The following is a 16,825-nucleotide window of genomic DNA, read 5'->3' as shown; positions in this document are numbered from 1 at the left end:
CCATGGGTGGGGGGAGATGTGGGGGTTCTTGCCACGCCCCTTGCTGAGGACGTGGTCCTCTCCGGCGACGAGCTGGACCAGCTCCGCGTCGCCGGAAGAAATCCTGGTGGGTGGCGGGCACCTCGCCGGTCACCGGGCGAGGTCGCCGGGGTCTCAGCCCTTGATGGCTCCGGTGAGCATGCCCTTCTTGAAGTGCCGCTGGACGAAGGGGGAGGCAACCGCGACGGGGATCAGCGCGAGGACCATGACAGCCATCTGCAGCCCCAGCGAGGACAGTTGTCCGGTGCGGACCTGCTGCTGGAGACCGGTCGGCGCCTCGGTGTTCTTCTGGACCAGTTGGATGAGCACGTTCTGCAGCGGCATCATGTTCTGGTCGGAGAGGTAGATGGAGGCGTTGAACCAGGCACTCCAGTAGCCGACCGCGTAGAACAGCGAGATGACGGCCAGCACCGCGCGCGACAGCGGCACGATAATGGTCAGCAGGATGCGCAGGTCACTGGCCCCGTCGATGCGGGCGGACTCGGTGAGTTCGGGTGAGATGCCCATGAAGAAGCCCCGCAGGACGAGGATGTTGAAGACACTGACCGCGCTCGGCAGCACCAGTGACAGATAGGTGTCGGTGAGGCCCAGCGTCTGTACCAGAAGGTACGTCGGTATGAGTCCGGCCCCGAAGAACATCGTCGCCATCATGGCCATCAGGAAGAACCGGTGGCCCAGACTCCCCGGCCGCGACAGGCCGTAGGCCGCCAGCACCGACACCGTCATCGAGAACAGCGTGCCGAAGAGCGTGACACCGACCGAGACCATGATCGCGCGGCTGACCTGGCCGCCGCCGAGCAGTTCCGTGTAGTTGACGAAGGTGATGCCCTGGGGGATCACGACGAGGCCGCCGGCCCGGTCGATCACGGGTTTGGGAGAGAGGCTGGTGACGATCACGATCCACAGCGGACCGAGCACTCCCAGGCAGCACAGCAGGAGGAAGCCGCTCTTGGCGGTGGTTCCTGCCTTGCTCGGCGGCTCCTCCCACACGGGGCGGGCAGGAGCCTTCAGGCTGCGGATGAGCTGCGTGTTGAGGCTCACTTCTGGTACACCCCCTGCTCGCCGAGCAGGTGCGCGACCTTGTTCGCGCCCAGGACGAGACACACTCCGATGGCTCCCTTGACGAGGCCGACCGCGGCCGCGTAGCTGAAGTCGCCGTACTTGATGCCCACGCTCCACACATAGGTGTCGAGGACCTCGGCGGCCCTTGTGCCGACCGCGTCCCGCTGGAGCAGGAACTGCTCGAATCCGACGCTCAGCGCGTCGCCCACCCGCAGGACCAGCAGCAGCGCGATCACCGGGCGCAGTGCGGGCAGCGTGACATGCCACATACGGCGCCGGCGCCCCGCGCCGTCCATGGCGGCGGCCTCGTACAGGTCGGTGCTGACGGCGGACAGGGCCGCGAGGAAGACGATGATCCCCCAGCCGGCGTCCTTCCACACGGCCTGCCCGATGACCAGATACTTGAAGACGTCCGCGTTGGTCATCAGGTCGAAGCCGCTCCACCCGTGCTTCGCCAGGGTCTGCGCGATGATGCCCGCGCCACCGAGGATCTGCTGGAACACGGTCACCACGAGGACCCACGAGAAGAAGTGCGGCAGATACATGATCGCCTGCGCCACGGCTCGCACCCGGGGCCGGATCACGCTGTTGATGACCAGCGCGAGGACGATCGGTACCGGGAAGAACAGCACCAGTTGGAGCACGAACAGGATGATGGTGTTCTTCACCGCGCTCCAGAACAGCGGGTCGTCGAGCATCCGCGAGAACTGCTCCACGCCCACCCAGGGGCTGTGGAAGATCGCCGTGATGCCGTTGCTGGAGGCGTACGGGTCGTAGTCCTGGAAGGCGACGACGTTGCCGAGCAGGGGGACGTAGTTGAAGAGGAGGAGCAGGACGATGACGGGCAAGGTCATCAGGATGAGCCCGCGGTCGCGGCGCAGCCGGATCCGCCACGGGACCTTGCCCGCCTTGCCGGCCTTGCTCGTCCTGCGGGGCACCCGGTCCTTCGCCGCCGCGGTGGCGACCGCGGCCGTCGGTTCCTCGACGGCCACGGACGGGCTGGTCCCGTCGGGCCTGCTACCGGCCGTCATGGACATCAGTTGCCGCTGCCGTTCTTGTCGAGGAGCTGCTTGTACCAGTCGCGCAGCTTGTCGCCACCGGAGGACTTCCAGGTAGAGATGGCCTGCTGCACATCGGACAGCTTCTTGTGGCCGCGCACGAAGTCGATCTCCAGCTGCTCGAACTGGCTGGCGAGGTTCGCGTAGCGGGTCGGTTCGACGATGTTCATGCCGAAGGTGGACGTCTTCTTCATGAAGGCACCCATCCGCTGCTGCCACTCGACCTGCTTGCGGGCGACATCGGGAAAGTCGGGGTGGGCGAAGTAGGGGGCCGGGGACGCCAGCATCACCCAGGCGTTGATCACCTCGGAGTTGCCCTGGTCGTTCTTGACCGGGACGCCGTCCTTGACCGTGTAGTGGGTGCCCTCGACGCCGTAGTCGACGAGCATGCGCTCCTTGGTGCCGTAGGGCGCTGCCGCGAAGTTGGCGGCGGCCAGCGCGTTCTCCACGGTCTCCTTGGAGGCGCCCTTGCGGATCAGCGACCAGATGCTGGCGGGCGAGGACGCCCACAGCTTCGGGTTGCCGCCGCCGGCGCCGAAGTAGTCCATGCCCTCGATCTTGAAGTCCGGATGGGACTTCGCCTGTTCGGCGGTCTTGACGTACCAGGCCGAGGCGTCATCGGCCATGACCAGGATCTGTCCGGAGGTGAACCGCTGGCCCGCGTCGCCGGTGCGCGCCCTGTCGTCGGGATGGACCACGCCGGCGTCGAACAGCTTGCGAGTCCACTCCAGGGCCTCGAGGTACTCGGGCTGCTCGATACGGTAGGTCAGCTTGCCGTCGTCCCCGATGTTCCAGCCGAGCGTCCCGGAGGGACGGACGCCGAAGATGCCCGCCGATACCCAGGTCATGTTGTCCCCGCAGGCGTACACCTTGGCCTTGGCGCTGGTGACGTCCTTGGCCCAGCTGAGGAACTCCTCGGGCGACTTGGGTACGGTGTAGCCCTTCTTGTCGAAGATGTCCTTGCGGTAGTAGGGCACGATGGACGACGCGGCAGCGGTGGGCATCGGGATACCGCGCAGCGCTCCGCCGAAGATGGACATGCGCCAGGAGTCGGAGGGGATCGCGGCCAGGTTCGGGTACTTCTTGACGTTGTCGCCCGCCAGGTAGGGGCCGAGGTCCATGAACTTCGCGGACACCGCGTTCGGGATCTGGCCGACCAGCAACCAGCTGGGCACGACCACCATGTCGGGTATGGAGCTGGAGGCGAGAACGGCGCCGAGCTTCTGGGCGTAGGTGTTGCCGTCCTGGTTCTGCCAGGTGACCTTGGTGCCCGCCGCCGCGTCGACCGCCTTGTAGTACGCGCAATCGGTCTTCGGCGGGGTGCCCCAGAGGGGGGACATGATCGTGAAGGAGGCGCCGGTGCCGAGCTTGTGCGGGACCGAGGTGGCGAGGGCCGCGAGGTCGATCTTGCGGGTGTAGCCGGCCGACGAACCGTTCTTCGACGGAAGGTCCGGCTTGGCGACCGTGCCGGCGACGTAAGTCGGGAGCAGCTTGTCGGCGGCCTTGCCCGACGTGGTGCCGCCTTGCGACCCGGTGTCCGAGCCACCGCAGGCGGTGAGCAGCGGCATTCCCCCGGCCGCCGCCGCGGTGGCGACCGCCGTGGAGGCGAGAAAGCTTCTCCGGCTCAGTCCGGAGGAGGCGGCGTTCGGCGTCATTGCGTCAACCCTTCATGGCGCACCTGGACACCCGGCGGTGGGCCGTCGGCTGCGGTGTCGTGACTGGAACTGGCTGAGCTGAAAGCAGACATCCCATTACTACGACGTGATTTACAGTCGAAGCGCTTCGATGTTGCTGTGAGGTTAAGTGAACACCCATGGGCGCACAAGGGTCGGTTCCAAGATTCCTACGGGGCACTGGGGGGCACTATATGTATGACCTGCTTGATGAGTTGATGTTGATCTCTTGACACCTCGCTGATGCCTGAAGAGCATCGAAGCGCTTCGAATAGCCTGCCAGCTCCCCCTCAAGGAATCCCGCGTGTCCGTACACACGCCGCACACGCCACTGCCTTTCCGCGATCCGCAGCTGCCGTTCGCGAAGCGCATCGACGACCTTCTGTCCCGGCTCACGCTCGACGAAAAGGTGGGATTCCTGCACCAGTTCGTGCCCGCTGTGGAGCGCCTCGGCATCGCCGCGTTCCGCACCGGCCAGGAGGCTCTGCACGGCGTGGCCTGGATGGGCCCGGCCACCGTCTTCCCGCAGGCCGTCGGCCTCGGGGCGACCTGGAACACCGATCTCGTACGACGGGTCGGCGAGGCCGTCTCCAAGGAGACCCGCGCGATGCGCGCCCGCGACGACCGCGTGGGCCTGAACGTCTGGTCCCCCACGGTCGACCTCCTGCGCCACCCCCTGTGGGGCCGAAACGAGGAGGGCTACTCCGAGGACCCGAAGCTCACCTCGGCCATCGCCACCGCGTACACCCGTGGCCTGCGCGGCGACCACCCGACGTACTGGCGCACCGCGCCCGTCCTCAAGCACTGGCTGGCCCACAACAACGAGACGGGCCGTGACGTCACGTCCTCCACGATCCGCCCGCGCGTGCTGCACGAGTACGACCTGCGCGCCTTCCGCGAGACGGTCGAGGCGGGCGCGACGGCAGGCGTGATGCCGGCGTACAACCTGGTCAACGGCCGCCCCAACCACGTCTCCCCGTACCTGCGCGAGCACCTGCGCACCTGGACGGACGAGGACCTCCTCGTCTGCTCGGACGCGGGCGCGCCCTCCAACCTGGTCGACTCCGAGCACTACTTCGACACCCACGAGGAGGCGACGGCCGCCGCGCTGCTGGCCGGCGTCGACAGCTTCACCGACCACGGCACGGACAGCTCGAAGATCACCGCACGGGTCCGAGGAGCCCTGGAACAGGGCCTGCTGACCGAGTCGGACCTCGACACGGCGGTCCGCCGCCAGCTCTCGGTCCGCTTCCGGCTCGGCGAGTTCGACCCGGAGTACGACCCGCACGCGCTCACCCAGGACTTCGACACCCCGGCCCACCGCGCCCTCGCCCAGGAGGCCGCCGAGCAGGCGGTCGTCCTGCTCAAGAACAGCGCCGGCCTGCTGCCGCTCGCGCCCGACACCCGGCTCGCCGTGGTCGGCCTGCTCGCGGACGAGTGCAAGCTCGACTGGTACAGCGGCACGCTCATCCACCGCTCGACGCCGCTGGAGGGCCTGTACGAGCGGTTCGGCGCGGAGCGTGTGGAGGTCGCGGAGGGCGTGGACCGGATCCTGCTGAAGACCTCGGCCGGAACCTTCCTGCACGTCCCCGAGGCGGACACAGCCGACGAGGTGCGCGGCGCCGAGGGCGCCCTCGACCCCGCCCTGCTCGCGGGCCGTACGGACCTGCCCCCGCTCACCACCGACGCGGCCGGCACGGAGTTCGCGCTCGTCGACTGGGGCGAGGGCGTGCTGACCCTGCGCTCCCCCGACGGCCGCTATCTCTCGGTCGCCGAGGACGGCCGTGTCCGCGCCTGCGCCGACCAGCCCGGAGGATGGGTCGTCCAGGAGACGTTCCGCCTGGAACCACACGAGAACGGGCACCTTCTTCGGCACATGGGAACGGGTCACCACGTCTCTGTCGCCGCCGACGGCCTCAAGGTTGCCGACGGGAACGGAGAGATCTTCGAGGTCGTCGTCGTCGAAAGCGGCGAGGACGCGGTGAACAGGGTCGCCTCACAGGCGGACGTGGTCCTGGTGGTCGCGGGTAACGATCCGCACATCAACGGCCGCGAGACCGAGGACCGTACGACCCTGGCCCTCCCCGCCCAGCAGGAGCGCCTCCTGCGCGCGGCCCGCACCGTCAACCCGAACACGGTGCTGGCGCTGGTGTCGGCGTATCCGTACGCCGTGGATCACACGTCGCTGTCGGCGATGCTCTGGACGTCCCACGGCGGCCAGGCGGCCGGCACCGCCCTGGCCCGCGTCCTCGCCGGCGACGTCTCCCCCGCCGGCCGCCGGGACGAGCCGGCCCCGTGCTTCGAGGCGCGCCGGCCCCGACCAGTGCCCCGTGAGGTGCAGCACGGAGCCGGGCCCACTTCGGCGGAAGCGCTCCGGCCGCTGTCGAGCGGGGGCGCGAAGGTCCCCGTCCACGTCGCTCCGGTGACTGGCACCCCCGAACGCACCAGCCCGAGCGCCGTGGAGCGGAGGCCGATCCAGGCTGGAAGTCGAAGCGCGTGATGGGGGTGGCTGCCACTTCGAGCGAGAAGGCCATCGATCACCCTGCGGTCGAAGGAGTTCATCCGCGGCGTGCGAGCGCGCGTGCTGCCATGTGGTGCTGACTCCTCGGCGTCCGATGCTGGCCTTTTGCTGACGCCCGAGGGTCTTCGATGCCTCTGACCTGGGAAGAACCGCCAACGCCACTCGCCCGAGTTGTCCGACGCAGCCTGATAGCAAGAACCCGGCGACCACCGCGGCCACACGCGCGTCGACTGCACTGACGTACAGGCCTATGTGCGCACCAGAGGCCTCATGCTGCCGTCATGACGTCAGCCCTTCATGCCGGACCAACGGGCCTCATGTCTGCCTCAAGATCACTCGCAGCGCCGACACCGAACTGCGACCCGCGAACGACACCGGAAGCCATTTATGGGCGTCCGCTCCACTCCGCGTGACCTTGGCCGCTGCAAGGTCGATACTGCCGACAGCAGGATTTCGACAGCGCCACCATCGATCACCAAGGGATATCTGACACCCTATCAGAAAAGTCAGCGTTGAGTCGGCATCAGGACCGCCGGAACCCGCTTTCAGCCGCCGTGGACCGCCAAGATCGATAACTGACCTCACCCATCCTGACCAGCAAAGACTCTTGCCAGAGACCCATCTGCTAGTCTCACAAGGAGGTACCCATGAAGATGCTGATCAACGTGCCCGAGACCGTCGTGGCGGACGCGCTGCGCGGGATGGCGGCCGCGTATCCCGATCTGACCGTGGACGTGGAGAACCGGGTGATCGTCCGCCGGGATGCTCCGGTGGCCGGGCAGGTCGCGCTGGTGTCCGGCGGCGGGTCGGGGCACGAGCCGCTGCACGGCGGGTTCGTCGGTCCGGGCATGCTCTCCGCGGCGTGTCCCGGCGAGGTGTTCACCTCACCGGTGCCGGACCAGATGGCGCGTGCCGCGGCCGCCGTGGACAGCGGCGCCGGGGTGCTGTTCGTCGTGAAGAACTACACCGGTGACGTACTGAACTTCGACATGGCGGCCGAACTGGCCGAAGACGAGGGCATCCAGGTCGCCAAGGTGCTGGTGAACGACGACGTGGCGGTCACCGACAGCCTTTACACGGCGGGCCGGCGCGGCACCGGCGCGACTCTGTTCGTGGAGAAGATCGCGGGCGCCGCGGCCGCCGAGGGGCAGCCGCTGGAGCGGGTCGAGGCCATCGGGCGCCAGGTGAACGAGAACGCGCGCAGCTTCGGCGTGGCCCTCAGCGCCTGTACGACCCCGGCGAAAGGCACCCCGACCTTCGAGCTGCCGGACGGCGAGCTGGAGTTGGGCATCGGCATCCACGGCGAGCCCGGCCGGGAGCGGCGGCCGATGATGACCTCCGGGGAGATCGCCGACTTCGCAGTGAACGCGATCCTGGAGGACATGCCGCCACGCAACCCCGTGCTGGTGCTGGTCAACGGCATGGGCGCCACCCCGCTGCTGGAGCTGTTCGGCTTCAACGCCGAGGTGCAGCGGGTGCTCGGCGAGCGCGGAGTGACCGTGGCCCGCACGCTCGTCGGCAACTACGTCACCTCGCTGGACATGGCCGGCACCTCGGTGACGCTCTGTCAGATCGACGAGGAGCTGCTGCGGCTGTGGGACGCGCCGGTGAAGACCCCGGCGCTGCGCTGGGGGATGTGATACGGCGGACGAGGCGCTCATCACCCGCACACGCCGGTCAACACTCCTACCACGCAAGGAGATCCAGTGCTCGACGCCGACTTCTTCCGCCGCTGGATGGCGGCGACCGCCGCATCCGTCGACCGTGAGGCGCAGCGGCTCACCGACCTCGACTCGCCCATCGGGGACGCGGATCACGGCAGCAATCTGCAGCGCGGCTTCCGGGCCGTGACGGCCGCCCTGGAGAAGGAGGCCCCGGACACCCCGGGCGGCGTGCTGACCCTCGCCGGACGGCAGCTGATCTCGACGGTCGGTGGCGCGTCCGGGCCGCTGTACGGCACGCTGCTGCGCCGCACCGGCAAGGCGCTCGGCGACGCCTCCGAGGTCGGTGCGGAGCAGTTGGCCGAGGCGCTGCGTTCGGGCGTGGACGGGGTGATGACGCTCGGCGGGGCGGCCCCCGGCGACAAGACCATGATCGACGCCCTGGTGCCGGCCGTCGACGCGCTCGGCGACGGCTTCGCCGCCGCGCGGGCCGCCGCCGAGGAGGGTGCGGTGGCCACCATCCCGCTGCAGGCCCGTAAGGGCCGGGCGAGCTATCTCGGCGAGCGCAGCATCGGCCACCAGGACCCCGGGGCGACCTCGTCGGCGCTGCTGATCGCCGCGCTCGAAGAAGCGGCGGAGGGCTGACGGTGAGTGAGGAGAAGCTGGTCGGCATCGTGTTGGTGTCACACAGTGCGGAGGTGGCCGCTTCGGTCGCGGAGCTGGCGAAGGGTCTGGCGAGCGGAGCCGCGGCGGTGCCCGTGGCCCCGGCCGGCGGCACCGAGGGCGGCGAGCTCGGCACCAGCGCCGAGCTGATCTCCGCGGCGGCGGCCTCGGTGGACCGGGGCGTCGGCGTCGCGGTCCTCACCGACCTCGGCAGTGCCGTGCTCACCGTGAAGGCGCTGCTCGCCGAGGGCGACGAACTGCCGGACGGCTCACGCCTGGTGGACGCGCCGTTCCTGGAGGGCGCGGTGGCCGCGGTGGTCACCGCCGCCACCGGGGCCGACCTGGACGCGGTCGAGGCCGCGGCGACGGAGGCGTACGGCTACCGCAAGGTGTGACCCGGCGAAGGGAGTGCGGCCGGTCATTTCGTCGCGAGGAACAGCCTGTTCGTCGCGACGAACGTCCTGGCCAGCCGCACCCCCTCGGCCACCGCCGCCGCGTGGTCCTCGATGGGGTCCACGCGGGTGTTCTTGAAGACGATGTAGGTGACACCGTCGGGCGCCCCGCCGCCGTTCGGGTCGGGCCGCAGGCCGAGGCCTTGCGCGGTGGCGTAGGAGGCCTCGCCGATGACGTCGCCCGGACCGGTGTCGCCGACCACGGCGTACTGCACCTGGTCCCGGTAGACCACGGCGACCACGGCACCGCCGCGCACCCCGTCCTCTTCCGGGTTCCAGATGGGGCTCGGGGCGGGGACCACGATGTAGGGCAGGGTCTCGGCGTTCAGATAGCGGCCGTCGGACTGCTGATAGGCGGTCGTCGAGGCGAACTGCGGGTCGGTGCGGGGGTTGCAGCGGGCGCCGGGCTGCCCGTCGCAGTCGATGTCCAAGTCGGCCTTCCAGTAGACGGCGTCCTGGGTGCCGCAGACGGGTACGTTCGCGGGGCTGCCGGCGTCGATGCTGTACCGGCCGTGGGAGATCTCGCGGCACTCGCCCAGCCGGGCCAGCAGGTCGGCCGCGGAGACATCGCCTTCGCTCCGGGCCGCGGGCCGCTCCTTCGGCGGGGCGGCGGAGGCCGGGACGGGCAGCGTCGCCGGGGCGAGCAGGGTGGCGCCGGCCGCGGCCAGCGTCAGGGCGGGGACACGCACGATGAAGGGGCCTCTCGTCGGGGACAGGACGGACGTCCCGCCCCGGCGGGGCGGACATCCCGCACACTGTGGTGCGCGTCCGCGCCGTCGGCCGTCCGGATCGCTCCGAAGAGGCCGGATGGAGCACGCTTCTGACACCCCGTGAGGGACAACCAGGGGTAACAGGAGTAACCCGAGGCAGCGGATGCAACCGCTGCACGGGGACAACAGGGGCCGGGGATCCGGTCCGAAGTCGGCCCGGATCCCCCGGCCGCCCGTGTCGGCGCGGGATCGGCGACGACAGCGTGTCCGCGCCACAGGCGTGAACTTCCCTGATTTCCGGGGCAGTTCAGCCGTAGGGAGCCTCAGCATACGTAACTTCCCGAGATGGTCACCACCACGGGGCCCCGCACCGGCCCGCACACCCGGGCCGCGCGCCGTCCGGCCACGGGGGCGCGCGGGTGATGCGCGCGGCCCTCTTGCCGTGCCCGCGCCCACCGCGCCATATTGGTCCGGACCTTTACGTGATGCCCATGCCGCCGTCCCCGGGGAGGCAGCCGTGCGACGCGTTCCCTGGCCGCTCGTTCCGGTCTGCGGAGCCCTGCTGCTGGTCGCGTCCTGCGGCTGGGGCCGGGCCGACGCCGACGAAGGCCGGGCGCCCGGCGCGCCGACCGGGGTCACCGCGCAGGCCGGCAGCGCCACGAGCGTGCACGTGATGTGGAACGCCGTGCCGGACACTCCCGGGGTCCGCGTCTATGAGGTATATCGCGGCACCACGAAGGTCGAGGAAGTGCCGGGTTCGCAGCACATGGTGGACGTCACCAGGCTCAGGCCGTCGACCATGTATGCCTTCACCGTGCGGGCCCGGGACACCGAGGGCCGGCTCGGCCCGCCGAGCCGGGCGGTCCGGGCACGGACACCGGCCATGGTGGCGGCGGACCGCTCGGCACCGACCCGGCCGTCGAAGCCCGCCGGGCGCGCCGTCGGCAGCCGGGAGGTCCAGCTCTCCTGGGGCGCGTCCCGGGACGACCGGGGTGTGGTGTCGTACGACGTGTACCAGGGCGGGGCGAAGATCCACAGCGTGGGCGGGAACCAGACCGCGACCGTGGTCACCGGGCTGCGCCCGGGCACCGGCTACGTCTTCACGGTGCGGGCCCGCGACGCCGCCGACAACCTCTCCCCCGCGAGCGCCCCGGTCCGTCTCACCACCCCGGGCACCGACGACGGCCGGAGCACCGCGCCCATGGGGTTCACCGCGCGGACCCACCGGGCCGACGGGGCGTACTACATCGACCTGTCCTGGGACCCGCCGCAGGTGGACGGGATGATCACCGAGTACCAGATCCGGTTGGACGGCACTGCGGCCACCTCCCTGGTCTGGGGCGGCACGCCTCCGACGGGCCGGGCGAGCTACAGCTTCTACACCGGAACCAGCGCAGGCGAGGAACACCGGGTCCGCCTGCGCGCGCGCCTCCCGGACGGCACCTGGGGCGGCTGGTCACCGGAGCGGACGGTGACCACGGACAGCTGACGGGCACAGCAACCATCCCAGAGGCGCGGGGAACTGCGCGGCCGGCCACTGCCAAGCCGCAGCCGCCCACGAACGGGTCCCGGCAGGCGATGAGGCGCCCCGGCCCCCAACCCCGCTGCACCACACGAAGGAAACCGTCACCTGACCGGCTGCCTCCCGGGTGCGGGCCCGGCCAGGGCGACGTTGGCTGCTGAGCAGGCGCACGGACGCTTCCCGACCCCCGGCGGCGCATGGGACGTACCGCCGACCGTGCCGCCGGAGGCCAGCCCATGCACACCTCGCGACTCCTCGTCCGCTCCGGTCTGATACTGGCGGCCGCCGCGGCGCTGCCGGTATCCCTCGCCGGGCCGTCCAGCGCGGCCTCGGGCATCTCCGTCAGCACCGCCGGGTCCACCGTCTCGGTGGTCACCAGTGCGTGCACCCAGTTGAAAGGCAGTTGGGGCAAAGCGGCCCTGCTCACCAGCCGGCAGGCGAACTTCGCGCAGGGCCGGCAGTCGGCTCTGGCGGGGACGTCCGTCAGCCAGTCCGCGGCCTGGACGGGGGTGGGCCCAGGGACGTACAGCGTGGTCGTGGTCTGCTCCAACGGCAGTACGGCGGGCACCCAGTCGGTGATCGTCTCGTCGTCCTCGTCGACCTCGGCGTCCTCGGCATCCTCGGCGCCGACAACTTCGTCGACCACTTCGTCGACCGCGCCGTCGACCACCTCCTCGAAGCCCGCCTCGACGTCGTCGCCGGCGCCCTCCCACGGTGTGATGGGGGGCCTGGGCGGTGCCGCCCGCGACCACGGGCCGCTTACGCTGGGCATCGGCGCCGCCCTGGTGGGCACCGGAGTGATCGCCACGGGCTGGTATCTGCACCGCCGTTCGAAGCCGTACCGGCTCTGAACCGCCGTATCCGACTCCGAACTGCCGCGAGCGCGGGGCTCAGTCGGCGTCGGGCAGTGCGGCCAGCTCCGTCAGGGCGTGGCTGAGCCACTGGGTCCAGAAGGTCTCCAGGTCGATGCCGGCCCGCAGCACGAGGTGGCGCAGCCGGTCCTCGGGGGCGTCCCGGTCCGGCGGGAAGTCACGCTTCTCGATCTCCTGGTACTCCGCCAACTGCCGCCGGTGCAGCTGCAGATGGCGCCGCAGGTCGGCTTCGAGTCCCGCCGTGCCGACCACCGCCGCGGCCCGCAGCCGCAGCAGGAGCACGTCCCGCTGGGGCTTCGGGTCCTGTGCGGCGGCGGTCCAGCGGGCCAGTTCGGCACGGCCGGCGGGCAGGACGTCGTAGCTCTTCTTCTGCCCGCGGGCCGGCTGTTCGGACGGCAGTGTGCGGATGAGGCCCTCGGCCTCCAGCTTCCCCAGCTCGCGATAGATCTGCTGGTGCGTCGCGGACCAGAAGTAGCCGATCGACTTGTCGAACCGGCGGGTCAGTTCCAGTCCCGACGACGGCTTTTCCAGCAGGGCGGTGAGGATCGCGTGCGGGAGTGACATGGGCTCATCCTAGGGAGGTGCGGGAAGCGGGCTACAGCGCCGCCGCCAGCTCCGTGCCCTGCTTGATGGCCCGCTTGGCGTCCAGTTCGGCCGCGACGTCCGCGCCGCCGATCAGATGGACGCTGCGCCCGGCGGCGGCCAGCTCGTCGTACAGGTCGCGGCGCGGTTCCTGGCCGGTGCACAGGACCACCGTGTCGACCTCCAGGACCGTGCTCTCCTCGCCGACGGTGATGTGCAGGCCGGCGTCGTCGATCCGGTCGTAGCGCACGCCCGGGACCATGGTCACGCCGCGGTGTTTCAGCTCGGCGCGGTGGATCCAGCCGGTGGTCTTGCCGAGGCCCGCGCCGACCTTGGTGGTCTTGCGCTGGAGCAGATGGACCTGGCGGGGCGGGGCGGACCGCTGGGGCGCGGCGAGGCCGCCCGGCTCCTGGTAGTCCATGTCGACACCCCAGGCGCGGAAGTACGTCTGCGGGTCCTCGCTCGCCTTGTCGCCGCCGTCGGTGAGGTACTCGGCGACGTCGAAGCCGATGCCGCCGGCGCCGAGGACGGCGACCCGGTCGCCGACGGGGGCGCCGCCCCGCAGCACGTCGAGGTAGCCGAGGACGCGGGGGTGGTCGACGCCGGGGATGTCCGGGGTGCGCGGGGTGACACCGGTGGCGACGACGACCTCGTCGTAGCCCGCGACGGTCTCGGCGGTGACCCAGGTGTCGAGGCGTACGTCGACCCCGTGGGCGTCGAGCCGGTGACGGAAGTAGCGCAGGGTCTCGTCGAACTCCTGCTTGCCGGGGACCTTGCGGGCCACGTTGAGCTGGCCGCCGATCTCGCTCGCGGCGTCGAACAGCGTGACCTCGTGGCCGCGTTCGGCGGCGGAGACCGCGCAGGCGAGGCCGGCCGGGCCGGCGCCGACGACGGCGACGCGCTTCTTGCGCCGGGTCGGCGAGAGCACCAGCTCGGTCTCGTGGCAGGCGCGCGGGTTGACCAGGCAGGAGGTGATCTTGCCGCTGAAGGTGTGGTCGAGGCAGGCCTGGTTGCAGCCGATGCAGGTGTTGATGGCTTCCGGCGTCCCGGCGGCGGCCTTGGCGACGAAGTCGGGGTCGGCGAGCATCGGGCGGGCCATGGAGACCATGTCGGCGAAGCCGCCGGCCAGCAACTCCTCGGCCAGATCAGGGGTGTTGATGCGGTTGGTGGTCACCAGCGGCACGGACACCTCGCCCATGAGCTTCTTGGTGACCCAGGTGTAGGCACCACGCGGCACGGAGGTCGCGATGGTGGGGATGCGGGCCTCGTGCCAGCCGATGCCGGTGTTGATGATGGTCGCCCCCGCGGCCTCGACCGCCTTGCCGAGGGCGATCACCTCCTCCAGCGAGGAGCCGCCCGGGACCAGGTCCAGCATGGAGAGGCGGTAGATGACGATGAAGTCCGCGCCGACGGCCTCGCGCACCCGCTTGACGATCTCGACGGGGAAGCGCGTCCGGTTCTCGTAGGAGCCGCCCCAGCGGTCGGTGCGCCGGTTGGTCCGGGCGGCGATGAACTCGTTGATGAGGTAGCCCTCGGAGCCCATGATCTCCACGCCGTCGTAGCCGGCCTGCCGGGCGAGGCGGGCGGTGCGGGCGTAGTCGTCGATGGTCCGCTCGATGTCGGCGTCGGTCAGCTCGCGCGGCACGAAGGGGCTGATCGGCGCCTGCAGCGGGCTCGGTGCGACGAGGTCCTGGTGGTAGGCGTACCGCCCGAAGTGCAGGATCTGCAGCGCGATCCGGCCGCCCTCGCGGTGCACGGCCTCCGTGACGGCCTTGTGCTGCTCGGCCTCCGCCTCGGTGGTGAGCTTGGCGCCGCCCTCGTACGGCCGGCCCTCGTCGTTGGGCGCGATGCCGCCGGTGACGATGAGGCCCACGCCGCCGCGGGCGCGGGCCGCGTAGAACGCCGCCATCCGCTCGAAGCCGCGCTCGGCCTCCTCCAGGCCGACGTGCATGGAACCCATCAGCACGCGGTTGGGCAGGGTGGTGAAGCCCAGGTCGAGCGGGGTCATCAGGTGCGGGTAACGGCTCATCGGGCCCTCCGTGCGCGGTGTCGTCGCCTCTTGTTGTAGAGGAAGCCCGCCCGTTTATGCAACTAGTTGCACAACCGCCGAGGGGTGACACCAACCACTCTGTACCTACTAGTATGTACACAGCAAGCTCACCCAGCCCGCTCCGAAAGGACGTCTCACCATGCCCTTCGTCCGGATAGACGCACTCGGCACCGACCCCGCCCGGCTCGACGCGCTCGGCCAGGCCGTCCAGGACGCCCTGGTGGAGACGCTCGGCGTCCCGCCCGAGGACCGCTTCCAGGTGCTGACCGGCCACGACGGCGTCACCAGCACCCTGCGTTACGACGACCACCTCGGCCTGCACAAGGACGAATCGGTGGTGTTCGTGGCCATCACCATGCGCTCCGGGCGCTCCCCGGAGCAGAAGCGCGCGCTGTACCGGCGGATCGCCGAGCTGGTGCACGAGCGCACCGGCACCGAGCCGCGCAATGTCGTCGTCACCGTCACCGAGAACACGCTCGTCGACTGGTCCTTCGGCGACGGCGAGGCGCAGTACGCCCCGGCCGACGCGGAGCCGGCCGGGGCGCTGCCGTAGTACCGCGCCCTGTGTGCGGTGTCAGCGGCTCTCCAGGAGCAGGTGCAGGTCCCGCTCCTGGTCGCCGGAGGCCGTGCAGGTCTCCTGCACGGTGAAGATCGAGTCCAGGGTGTGCCGGAACCGGTCGACCGCCCAGTAGCCGCCCTGGACGTCCGCCTGCACGGACCCGCCGAGGTGGACGGGCGCGCAGTGCGGCACATGCTCGTCCGCGACGTCGTACGTGCCGAGCCACACCATCGGCCTGACCTCGTGGAACTGCTGCGGCACCTCGTCCGCGCCCCGGTCGGACGCGAAGCAGGACCTCAGGGCGTCGAAGACGAGGCGGGCGTCCTCCTTGGTACCACTGATCTCCACCGTGACGGTTTCCGGATGCGACCGCGCCGTGTGTTCCATGGACCGCTCCTCTCGTGGCCGCGCCGCGGTGGAACGGGGTACCCCGCCGAACCGCGTCCAACCCCAGGAAAGCACCACCGGACGGGCGGCACACCTCAGCCGCGGGAGAACTTGTACGTCTTGCTGTCGGTCAGGATGCAGAAGCCGGGCGACATCACGATCACGCGCAGGATGCCGGTGCGGCGGTCGTAGTCGATGCCCTCCACCTCGAAGGTGCCGGAGCAGGAGCTGCGCAGCGGCAGCTGGCGCAGGGCCGTGACGTGGCCGGTGACGTCTCCGGAGCCGTTCGGCGGGGCCGACAGGTCGACCTGGAGCAGCGGCTTGGTCATGCCGAAGAGGCTGCCGTCCGGGTCGTCGGAGGAGCACAGCAGGGTGGTGGGGCCGGAGAAGTCGCAGCCCTGCACGTCGCGGACGGGGTGGTCCAGGTGGACGGTGGAGGCCTGCGGGAGGTTCGTCGAGGGCGAGGTGGCCGGGTTGACGCCGGGGGTCGGGAAGACCAGCAGGCGGTTCATCGTGCCCCATTCGCCCGAGAGCATCCACTGGCCGTCGGGCGAGATCGCGTCCCAGGAGTTGTTCAGGGCCTCGCCGGGGCTCAGCGTGTGGACGTACTCCGACCAGGTGCCGCCGGGCGCCTGCACCCGGTACATCTTCGAGTTGCCGGAGTCCTGCTGGTAGGGCTCGATGTAGTAGCCGTTGTACGAGGCGTCGGGGTCACCGACGTGGTTCCAGCCGCGGCTGGAGACGCTGAGCGGGATGGTGCCGATGCCGGTGTACCGGTTGGGGCTGTTCGCCGGGACCTCCACGGAGGTCAGCCCCTGGCTCTCGGTCAGCGGCTCGGCGCGGTCGGAGCCGGTCTCGGTCCAGGTGTCGGCCGCGGCGGCGGGCACGGGTGCAGCGAGGGACACGACGGCGGCGGTGGCGAGGGTGACGAGTCCGGCGAGAACTGCGTGACAACGTTGCCGGGCGGACGCGGGCATGGCCGACTCCTCGGACGGAAGTGGGGACACAGGGCGG

Annotated in this window: 14 protein-coding genes and 1 pseudogene; 7 read left to right on the top strand and 8 right to left on the bottom strand. The window is 70.4% G+C overall.

Annotated features, from left to right (window positions below; all coding sequences use genetic code 11):
• Positions 1–153: 153 nt before the first annotated feature.
• Genes AB5L52_RS39825 through AB5L52_RS39815 form a run of 3 tightly spaced genes read right to left on the bottom strand, consistent with a single transcriptional unit; the run spans position 154 to position 3,814 of the window.
• Positions 154–1,080 carry a carbohydrate ABC transporter permease gene (locus AB5L52_RS39825; RefSeq protein ID WP_369368123.1) on the bottom strand — a complete coding sequence of 309 codons (927 nt, stop codon included), beginning with the start codon at positions 1,078–1,080 and terminating at the stop codon, positions 154–156.
• Positions 1,077–2,138 (bottom strand): ABC transporter permease, encoded by a 1,062-nt coding sequence (locus AB5L52_RS39820; RefSeq protein WP_369368122.1) that lies wholly within the window; start codon positions 2,136–2,138, stop codon positions 1,077–1,079. The genes AB5L52_RS39825 and AB5L52_RS39820 overlap by 4 nt, the downstream gene beginning before the upstream one ends.
• Positions 2,138–3,814, bottom strand: a complete 1,677-nt coding sequence (locus AB5L52_RS39815; RefSeq protein WP_369368121.1) for an extracellular solute-binding protein — start codon at positions 3,812–3,814, stop codon at positions 2,138–2,140. Before AB5L52_RS39815 ends, AB5L52_RS39820 begins: the two co-directional genes overlap by 1 nt.
• Positions 3,815–4,136: 322 nt before the next feature.
• On the opposite strand from AB5L52_RS39815, the pseudogene AB5L52_RS39810 reads away from it, so the two are divergent.
• The 4 genes and pseudogenes from AB5L52_RS39810 to AB5L52_RS39795 form a co-directional block, all read left to right on the top strand.
• A pseudogene (locus AB5L52_RS39810) lies at positions 4,137–6,110 on the top strand (glycoside hydrolase family 3 C-terminal domain-containing protein); the annotation flags it as partial.
• A gap of 890 nt (positions 6,111–7,000) precedes the next feature.
• Positions 7,001–7,993, top strand: coding sequence for a dihydroxyacetone kinase subunit DhaK (dhaK, locus tag AB5L52_RS39805; protein WP_351018769.1), 993 nt, complete (start codon positions 7,001–7,003; stop codon positions 7,991–7,993).
• A gap of 66 nt (positions 7,994–8,059) precedes the next feature.
• Positions 8,060–8,659, top strand: coding sequence for a dihydroxyacetone kinase subunit DhaL (gene dhaL, locus AB5L52_RS39800; RefSeq protein WP_351562700.1), 600 nt, complete (start codon positions 8,060–8,062; stop codon positions 8,657–8,659).
• 2 nt (positions 8,660–8,661) lie between these two features.
• Positions 8,662–9,072 (top strand): PTS-dependent dihydroxyacetone kinase phosphotransferase subunit DhaM, encoded by a 411-nt coding sequence (locus AB5L52_RS39795; protein WP_369368119.1) that lies wholly within the window; start codon positions 8,662–8,664, stop codon positions 9,070–9,072.
• Positions 9,073–9,095: 23 nt separating this feature from the next.
• Here the strand turns inward: AB5L52_RS39795 and AB5L52_RS39790 are convergent, their stop codons facing one another.
• On the bottom strand, positions 9,096–9,818 hold the full coding sequence (locus AB5L52_RS39790) for a glycoside hydrolase family 75 protein (RefSeq protein WP_351018776.1): 723 nt from the start codon (positions 9,816–9,818) through the stop codon (positions 9,096–9,098).
• Positions 9,819–10,356: 538 nt separating this feature from the next.
• On the opposite strand from AB5L52_RS39790, the gene AB5L52_RS39785 reads away from it, so the two are divergent.
• Both AB5L52_RS39785 and AB5L52_RS39780 read left to right on the top strand, forming a co-directional pair.
• Complete coding sequence (locus AB5L52_RS39785) at positions 10,357–11,328, top strand: fibronectin type III domain-containing protein (protein ID WP_369368118.1); 972 nt, start codon at positions 10,357–10,359, stop codon at positions 11,326–11,328.
• Positions 11,329–11,597: 269 nt separating this feature from the next.
• Positions 11,598–12,212 carry a hypothetical protein gene (locus AB5L52_RS39780; protein WP_369368117.1) on the top strand — a complete coding sequence of 205 codons (615 nt, stop codon included), beginning with the start codon at positions 11,598–11,600 and terminating at the stop codon, positions 12,210–12,212.
• Between the two features lie 39 nt (positions 12,213–12,251).
• On the opposite strand, the gene AB5L52_RS39775 is transcribed toward AB5L52_RS39780, so the two are convergent.
• Positions 12,252–12,797: a PadR family transcriptional regulator gene (locus AB5L52_RS39775; RefSeq protein ID WP_369368116.1), complete on the bottom strand. Its 546-nt coding sequence runs from the start codon at positions 12,795–12,797 to the stop codon at positions 12,252–12,254.
• 31 nt (positions 12,798–12,828) lie between these two features.
• Positions 12,829–14,844, bottom strand: coding sequence for an FAD-dependent oxidoreductase (locus AB5L52_RS39770; protein WP_369368115.1), 2,016 nt, complete (start codon positions 14,842–14,844; stop codon positions 12,829–12,831).
• 160 nt (positions 14,845–15,004) lie between these two features.
• Between AB5L52_RS39770 and AB5L52_RS39765 the strand changes: the two genes are divergently transcribed.
• The gene (locus AB5L52_RS39765) at positions 15,005–15,418 is read left to right on the top strand and encodes a tautomerase family protein (RefSeq protein ID WP_351018789.1); all 414 of its coding nucleotides are present in this window, start codon (positions 15,005–15,007) and stop codon (positions 15,416–15,418) included.
• A gap of 21 nt (positions 15,419–15,439) precedes the next feature.
• On the opposite strand, the gene AB5L52_RS39760 is transcribed toward AB5L52_RS39765, so the two are convergent.
• Entirely contained in the window at positions 15,440–15,811 is a 372-nt protein-coding gene (locus tag AB5L52_RS39760; protein ID WP_351018792.1) for a hypothetical protein, read from the bottom strand.
• A gap of 95 nt (positions 15,812–15,906) precedes the next feature.
• Positions 15,907–16,788, bottom strand: a complete 882-nt coding sequence (locus tag AB5L52_RS39755; RefSeq protein WP_351562714.1) for a hypothetical protein — start codon at positions 16,786–16,788, stop codon at positions 15,907–15,909.
• Between the last annotated feature and the right edge of the window lie 37 nt (positions 16,789–16,825).

The organism is Streptomyces sp. CG4, from assembly GCF_041080655.1.
Lineage (GTDB): Bacteria > Actinomycetota > Actinomycetes > Streptomycetales > Streptomycetaceae > Streptomyces.
The sequence above is the reverse complement of the archived record's forward strand: the minus strand, read 5'-3'. Positions and strand labels throughout refer to the sequence as shown.